The organism is Nonomuraea sp. B5E05 (assembly GCF_039880665.1).
GTDB lineage: Bacteria > Actinomycetota > Actinomycetes > Streptosporangiales > Streptosporangiaceae > Nonomuraea.
The window spans coordinates 194,526-202,248 of the sequence record NZ_JBDPMJ010000018.1 but is presented as its reverse complement, the minus strand read 5'-3'; the positions used below and the strand labels follow the sequence as shown (position 1 = coordinate 202,248).

Here is a 7,723-nt window from a genome sequence, read left to right as displayed (position 1 = left end):
GCTCTTGACACCCCGCTCAGCCCGCCATGTCTCCACGACGAACCGGGGCCTGCTACCGGGCGCTCCGATGCTTACCCGGACGGGACTTTCACCCGCAGGCCTGGACCAGCTTCCAGGACGCAACATGCTCGGTAGTTTAGGGTGACGGGCATGGCACGATCTCTGGTGATCAAGGTGACCGCGGGAGCCGACGCGCCCGAGCGCTGCAACCAGGCGTTCACGGTGGCGGCCGCCGCGCTCGCGAGCGGGGTCCCCGTTTCCCTCTGGCTGACCGGCGAGGCGTCGTGGTTCGCGCTGCCGGGACGGGCCAAGGAGTTCAGCCTGCCGCATGCCGCGTCCCTCAGCGACCTGCTCGACGCCGTGCTGGCCGGCGGCCGGGTGACGCTCTGCACGCAGTGCGCCGCCCGCAGGGAGATCACCGTCGACGACCTCATCGACGGGGTGCGCATCGCCGGGGCGCCGGCGTTCGTCGAGGAGGCGGTCGCCGAGGGCGCCCAGGCCCTCGTCTACTGACCGCTCCCCGCGGGGAGCGGCTCGCCGGTCAGCTCGGCAGGACGGCCGCCAGTCGTTCCCGGCGGAGGGCTTCGTAGCGGGAGTCGTCGAGCGGCGCCAGATCGCCCACGCACCACGACAGCAGCAGGTCGGCCAGCGCCGGGTTGCGGGCCAGAGCGGGCCCGTGGAGGTAGGTGCCGACCACGTGCCCGGTGTAGCAGCCCTCGAAGCCGTCGCCGTTGCCGGTGCCCACGAGCGTCTTGGACAGGGGCTTGACCCCCGGACCGAGCCGGGTGACGCCCATGTGGTTCTCGAAGCCGGTCAGCGTGGGCAGGTCGAGGGCGGCGTCGACCTCCGCCACCAGCTCGCCCACCGCCCGGGCGGGCCCGCGGGAGCTGGAGAGGTCGAGCAGCCCGATGCCGTCCACCGGCTGGCCCTCCTCGCCGCCGAACGTGCTGCCCATGATCTGGTAGCCGGCGCAGACCGCCAGCAGGACCGCGCCGCCGGCGATGGCGCGGTGCAGGCCGCCGTCCCTGCGCAGGCGCTCGGCGGCCAGGATCTGCGGGCGGTCCTCGCCGCCGCCGATGAGGTAGAGGTCGCCGGTCTCCGGCACCGGATCGGCCGAGCGTACGTGGATCGTCTCCGTCTCGATGCCCCGCAGCTGCGCCCGGCGCTCCAGGACGAGCACGTTGCCCTGGTCTCCGTAGGTGCTCAGCAGGTCAGGGTAGATCCAGACGATACGCAGGGCGCTGTCAGACGGCACGACCGAACTCCGATCGGATCTGCTGGAAGGCGGTGTAGTTGGCGATCACGTCGACCCGGCCGGGCGGCTGCATGGCCAGCGCCTCGGTGAACGTGTCGCACAGCGTGAACGGCACCTCGGCCACGTCGAGCCGGAGCGCCAGGTCGAGGCGGCGCTGGCCGGTGACGAACACGGGCCGGCCGCGCAGGATGCGGTAGTCGACGTCCCACAACCACGAGGTGTCGCGACCGTCGGGGCCCTGGGCGTTGACCGACAGGATGATCGGCAGCTGCGGGTCGGCGACGTCGAACGCCTCCAGCCAGCCCGCCGGGTTCTTCGACAGCAGCAGCCGCGCGTAGCGGCCGTCACGCTCGACCGTGGTGTAGCGGCCCGCGACCGAGGTGACCTCGCGCAGCCGGGGCAGTGCCCGCTCCACCGGCACCCCGAACGCGTCGGCCACCGCCAGCGCCATCACGGCGTTGGAGCGGTTGGCCGCGCCGGGCAGCTGGATGTCGAGCGACCACCGCTCGCCGTGGGGGTCGACCGCCACGTCGCCGTCGACCGCCCACTGCGGCTCCGGCCGGTGGAACGTGCACTCGCGGCACGCCCAGTCGGCGTCCTTGCGGTCGAGCGGGCCGCCGCACTCGGGGCAGCACCAGGAGTCTTCCTTCCACCGCTGCCCGCCGGCGACCCAGGTGACCTTGGCGGCCGTGGAGGCGCCCCAGGTGACGAGCGGGTCGTCGCAGTTGGCGATGACGTGGGTGGGCTTGCCCGACAGCGCCCTGCGCCACTTCTGCGCGAGCAGCCAGATCTCGGCGGCGCGGTCCATCTGGTCGCGGCTGAGGTTCATCAGGCAGACGACGCCCGCCCCGGTGGTGTCGAGCACCTCGGGCAGGTATTTCTCGTCGACTTCGAGCACGCCGTAGGGGGCGCCCTTGTGCTGGGAGAGCGCCGAGACGTGGCCGGCCGGCATGTTGGCCCCGAACGCGTTGGTGGCCACCTCTCCGAGCTCCAGGAGCGCCGAGGTGACCAGCCTGGTCGTGGTCGTCTTGCCGTTGGTCGCGCTGATCAGCGCCAGCTTGCGGTCGAGGGCCAGCTTGCGCAGCAGGTCGGGCTCGAGCAGCAGCCCGACCCGGCCGCCGATCACCGAGCCGTCACCGCGCCCCGTCATCCTGGACAGCGTGGCGGCACTGCGGCCCAGGGCACTGGCGAGCTGCGCCCGCAGAGGAAGCTGGGTCATGTGCATGGATCCTAGTCGTGGTTGGCCCCTTCGCCGCCTACGCGGCGGAAAACGCGGCCCGGCAGCGCGCCTCAGGGGGTCGGAATCGGGGCGGGGGACGCGGCCGGCGGTTCGGCGAAAGCGATCTCCGGGACGCCGCCGTGGTCGAACGGCAACACGAAGCGGCGCGGCCACGACAGCACCCCTTCCAGCCATCCGGCCCCCATCGTCTGCGCGACGTGCCGGAGCCGGGCCGACGACTCGATGCCGATGGCGACCGTCATGACGTCCCGCTGCACGGACTCGTTCTCGTCGTCCCCGAGGATCACCCGCCAGGCCAGCTCCCGGTTGCGGTCCACCTCCATCGACAGCGGGTGGTGGCGCAGCGCCTTGGCCCGGTGGCCGAGCAGCTCGGTCGGCGCGAGGTCGCCGACGCCGTTGCCGTTCGGCTGGCGGAAGAGGGCGTACTCCATGGGCGGGGCCGGGGTGCGCAGGTCGGGGGCCGGGCGGCCGTACGGGAAGAGCCGGTCCACCTCGTGCAGCCAGCGCACCTGCGGGATGACCCACGACGCCCCCGGCCGTTCGCCGCCGCTGTCGAGCGCGGACAGCAGCCGCGTGGCCGTCTCCGCGGCCTTCTCCGTCAGCAGCGCCGGGTCGAACCAGCTCCGCAGCGACCAGGCGCGCCGCTGCACCGAGCGCTCGATCAGGGTGGCCAGCAGGCACTCCCTGCGCCGCGCCGGCAGGTCGGCCCAGACGGCCGACAGCGCGCGCGGCACGCCGGGCAGCGGCCGGTTGCTGACGAACGCGAGGACGACCGTCTCGCACCAGATGCGCAACCAGGCCCACTCGGGCGCGTCGGCGAGCACGTCGGCCTCCCGCAGCTCGACCAGCGTGCACGCCTGCCCGGTGCGGCACTGCTTGCCGCAGGCCGCCGACCTGCGGCCGCGGATGGGCGGCGGCGGTCCCGGCACGACCTTCTCCCTGGACTCCCCCAGCGGCACGCGCACCCGCAGCGGCCGGTCCATGCCGTCCGCGAAGACGGCGGCCGAGCCGGGCTGCAGCGAGACCACGTGACGGGACTGCTCGTCGCTGAGGTTCATGGCGGCGCCGACGAGCTTCCTGTCGTCCTCGGCGGGCAGCCGGTGCACGACCTTCAGCGCGGTGTTCTTGACGACGTCGGAGATGAGCTTGGTCGGGATCTGCTCGGCGACCACGATGCCCTCGCCGTACGCCCTGATCTCGGCGAGCAGGCCGGCCAGCAGCTCGACGGCGTGGGTGGAGGCCCGGCCGTGGCCGCGGTCGCGCAGCAGCCGGTGCGCCTCCTCGATCACGATGACGTGCCGCAGCTCGGGCGACTTCTCCCGCCTGGCCCGCATGCGCAGGTGCTCGACGATCCTGATGATCAGCGTGCCCATGAGGAACGCCTTGTCCTCGTCGTTGGCGACGTCCTCGATGGCCAGCACGACGTCGCGCTCCAGCAGGCCGCCGATGTCGGCGGGGTGGCCGCCCTCGAAGAAGCGGCCGGCCGAGCCGACGCGCAGCGAGCGCAGCCGGAGCGAGATGAAGCCCTCGACGTCGGCCTGGACCTCGCGGCCGTAGCCGATCTCCTTGATGACGTCCATGGCGTGCTGCTGGAGTTGTTCGAGGGTGGGGACGCTGGGCGGGACGTTCGCGCCGGGGACGGCGCCGCCCGTGACGACGTCCCAGCCGGTGGCCTCGTAGACGCGCTGCAGGGCCAGCGACATGATCTGCGGGAACGGCTCCTCGGCGTCGAACGCCGCCATGAAGAGCGCCCTGACCATGTCGATGTGGGCCTGGACGGGGTAGCCGGGCTCGGGTTCGAGCGGGTTGATGCTGAACGGCACGCCGTCGGGCGCCGACGGGTTGATCACCGTGAGGGGGTCGTCGATCCGGCCGGCCATGGCGGCGTACTCGGACTTGGCCGGTTCGATGGCCAGCCAGGGGATGCGGGCCCTGCTGAGCTGCTCCAGCAGGTGCCTGACGGTCTGCGACTTGCCGGAGCCGGTCGCGCCCGTGATGAACGCGTGCCGGTTCAGCGTGGCCAGCGGCACCTGGAACGTGCCGACGCCCCTGTCCTGACCGTCGAGGATCTCGCCCAGCTCCAGCTCACCCGCGTCGGCCTCGGACGTCACGTCGAAGAAGCCCGATTCGAGCACGCGCACCCCCGGCACCTCCCGCCGGGGCAGCCCGGCCAGCGCGGCCAGCGCGCCCGCGGTCGCGGCGAACGGGGCCGCCGCCCCGTCGGCCGGGTCCTGCATGGTGATGGCGAGGGCCTCCGACAGCGCGTGGACGGCGCCGTGCGAGCTGCGCAGCCGGTACGGGTGGTGGCTCATCTCGACGGACCCGACGAGCACGGGCGCGATCTGCCGCAGCTCGTCCGCGGTGGCGCCGCCGGCCAGCACGCGCACGTTCCAGAGCCCCGCCTCGCGGAAGGCGTCCAGCTCCTGCATGCGGCGCTCGGCGCGCTCGGCGTCGAAGCGCGAGCGCTCGGAGGCGTCGCCGTACTGCCTGAGCACGTTGAGCTGGGTACGCAGGTGCGCCACCTCGGCGTCGAGCAGGTCGGTCGGCTCGGCCACCACCAGCCACGCGAAGGGCCGCGACATCAGCGTCACCAGCGTCGACTCGAACAACGTCGGCCGTTTCAGCTCGTCGGGGTCGACCTCGGAGAACTCCCGCCCCCTGCCGCCCAGCGGGGGCGCCTGCCGCCCCGGGCACGGCGTCCACACCAGGTCCGCCAGATCGGCGAGGTACTCCTCGTCGAGTTGCACGCCGCGCGCCCCGCCAGGGAACAGCAGCGGCTGCGGCCCGCTCGGCCGGCCGGGCGCGTCGGTGGACCTGCGCGGCTGGCGTGGCGGCGAGAGCGGCCCCGCGTTCGTGATGAGTTCCAGCGGCGCACCCGACCCTCTGGACAGCCATCCGATGACGAACGGCCGGTCGCGTTGCGCCGCCGAAAGCACCGCGGGAAGCACGGTGACGAAATCCCATTCCGCCGACGAGCTTCGCGAGGGTGCTGCGATCGACTGGATTCGGTACCAGGGTCCGCTCAGCGAGACGCTCGGCTGCATTTCATTCCCCCACAGACGGTTCTTTGTAAATTCCGTCAACCGTCAGCTCGTCGCCTTGACATTGACCATGTCATTGCCTGCCCTTGCGCCAGTCCAGGCGTGGCGGTGGTGGTCCGAGGTTCGGAGGGGGCTCTCCGTCGCCGTCCTGGGCGCTGGGGTCGAGGGCGAGCACGGCGTCGCGTACGTGCTCCAGCTCGCCGAGAGTGGTCTTGGGGAAGGCGAGGATGGCCGGGTTGGCGTCGGCGAGGCGGACGCGCCTGCCCTGGGCGGTCGCGTCCGTGACGATCACGGACGTCGTGGGCAGCTGCTGGAGCTGGTGCGGCTCGACCAGGAACTCGCGCGAGCGCTGCAACACCCGCTCCTTCTCCGAGATCTTGTCGGCGGTCCTGCCCCATTCGGTCGACTCCGTGATGTCGCCGGCGAGGTCGTGACTCTCGTCGCGGTCGTCCCTGGCGTCCTCCACCTGCGCGACCGTGGAGATGTAGCCGCCGTCGAGCCCCGGCAGCGAGTCGCTGATCGTCTCGGTGAGCTGTGCCAGCTCCAGCCGGTGCTCGGTGCCGACGTGCTCGCTGGCGACCCGGGCGTCCTCGGCGTTGCCGAGCCGCATGAACGCCACCGCCGCGTGCCCGCGGCCCAGCCGCTCGCGTACGGCCGGCGTGAGCGACCGGTACGTCAGCACGAGCCCCGTACGCGAGGTCTCGCAGGCGTCCATCAGCCGGTCGAGCACGTCGCCCCTCAGCTTGTCCGCGCCCGCCACGATGATCGTGTGGTACCAGGGCCGGTCGGAGGCGGGCGACTGGCGCAGGATGTGGGTGAGCGCGGTGGCCACGTACGTGCCGAGCACCCGGTTGCCGAACATGCCCGCCTGGCGGTCCATGCTCACCACGCGGAGCCTGGCGGGCGGCAGGCGTACGGCCTCCGTGCCGAGCGACTCCAGCTTGCGCAGCTGCGACTCCAGCGCCCAGGCCCGCTCGATCACCACCCGGTCGCTCACGCCGCGGCCGAACAGCGTGCCGATGCGCTCCAGCTGCGTCGCGGTGATCAGCCCGAACCTCAGGTCGTCGCGCGGGTCGCCCACCTGCGCCAGCGCCCGCAGCGCGGCCGTCACCTGGCTGATCGTGGCGTTCTCCCCGAGCACTTCGAGCACCCGCTCCAGGATCGCGTTGTCGAAGCTGAGGTCGCGCGTGCTGCGGTGCTCCTCGCTCACGCTCACCACGTGCGCCAGCACGTCGGCGAACGCCTCGGGCTTGAGCGTGGCGCCCAGGTCGAGCTTGGCCAGGTCGCCGGGGAGCACCCAGACCAGCGGGTCATCACCGCCCTTGCGGGCCAGCTCGATCAGGTCCTTGGCGATCGCGCCCTCGGACAGGTCGAGCACGGTCAGGTGGCCGCCGCTGTAGAGGCGGGTCGCCCCGAGCAGGGTGACCAGTGCCGACCACCCGGGTAACGTGCCGCCCGCCACGTCGATGCGGTCGAGCTCGTCGGGCACGGCGACGGCGTACCAGGTGAGCTGCTTGTCGTGGCGGTCCTTCTGCTCCTGCCACTCGCGGTAGCGCTGGGCGTGCTCCTCCTGCGCGCGGAACAGCTCCCTGTCGCGTTCGCGGCGCCGGCGCTCGTCCTTGGCCTGCTGCTCCGCCACCCGGTGTTTGACCGCCCTGTCGCCCTGCAGCAGCGCGAACGTGCAGATGCCCGCCACGCCGCCGGCGGCCACCACGCCGAGCAGCGCGAACGGCCACGTGAGGTAGCCCGCCACCGCGGCGGCCAGGATCAGCGCGGTCACGACCAGCATGAAGGTGCGGAAGAGGCGTACGGGCCGGTTGAGCATGTCCTCCTGGAGGCGCTCGCGGCGCAGGAGCGCGAGCCGGGCCGGGTCGTCCTCGCCGGTGGTGGGCTGGTCCTCGACGGGGGACGGGCGCTTCGGGGGCGGGCCCGGGTCGGGATGCAGCAGGATGTACTGCCAGCCCAGGTAGATGCGGTCCGCCTGGAGCTGGGCATGCTCGGGATGCACGTCCGCCACGTGACCCTCCGGCCGCCGATATGTCATTTGGAGTTGGGGTCAGCCCTTTCCGTTCCGTGCCAGCGTATGAGTTATAACCCCCGCAGTGGCAGGGTTTCGCGGCAATTCGACCACTCCGATGGGAGCATTGCGGCAGATGAGACAAGCGAGACCTATTACCATCCTTATTC

5 protein-coding genes are annotated in these 7,723 nt (G+C 72.2%); 1 reads left to right on the top strand and 4 read right to left on the bottom strand.

Annotation, left to right across the window (positions count from 1 at the left end):
- Positions 1 to 150 precede the first annotated feature (150 nt).
- On the top strand, positions 151 to 513 hold the full coding sequence (locus ABGB01_RS30250) for a DsrE family protein (protein WP_347616931.1): 363 nt from the start codon (positions 151 to 153) through the stop codon (positions 511 to 513).
- A gap of 28 nt (positions 514 to 541) precedes the next feature.
- Here ABGB01_RS30250 and ABGB01_RS30245 read toward each other — a convergent pair whose 3' ends face one another.
- The 4 genes from ABGB01_RS30245 to ABGB01_RS30230 all read right to left on the bottom strand — a co-directional run bounded on the left by ABGB01_RS30245 (position 542) and on the right by ABGB01_RS30230 (position 7,553).
- Positions 542 to 1,255, bottom strand: a complete 714-nt coding sequence (locus ABGB01_RS30245; RefSeq protein WP_347776925.1) for a glutamine amidotransferase — start codon at positions 1,253 to 1,255, stop codon at positions 542 to 544.
- The gene (locus ABGB01_RS30240; protein ID WP_347776924.1) at positions 1,245 to 2,474 is read right to left on the bottom strand and encodes a MurT ligase domain-containing protein; all 1,230 of its coding nucleotides are present in this window, start codon (positions 2,472 to 2,474) and stop codon (positions 1,245 to 1,247) included. The genes ABGB01_RS30245 and ABGB01_RS30240 overlap by 11 nt, the downstream gene beginning before the upstream one ends.
- A gap of 71 nt (positions 2,475 to 2,545) precedes the next feature.
- Complete coding sequence (locus ABGB01_RS30235; protein WP_347776923.1) at positions 2,546 to 5,443, bottom strand: ATP-binding protein; 2,898 nt, start codon at positions 5,441 to 5,443, stop codon at positions 2,546 to 2,548.
- 166 nt (positions 5,444 to 5,609) lie between these two features.
- A complete protein-coding gene (locus tag ABGB01_RS30230; RefSeq protein WP_347776922.1) occupies positions 5,610 to 7,553 on the bottom strand; it encodes a hypothetical protein in 1,944 nt (647 codons plus the stop codon).
- Positions 7,554 to 7,723: the final 170 nt, after the last annotated feature.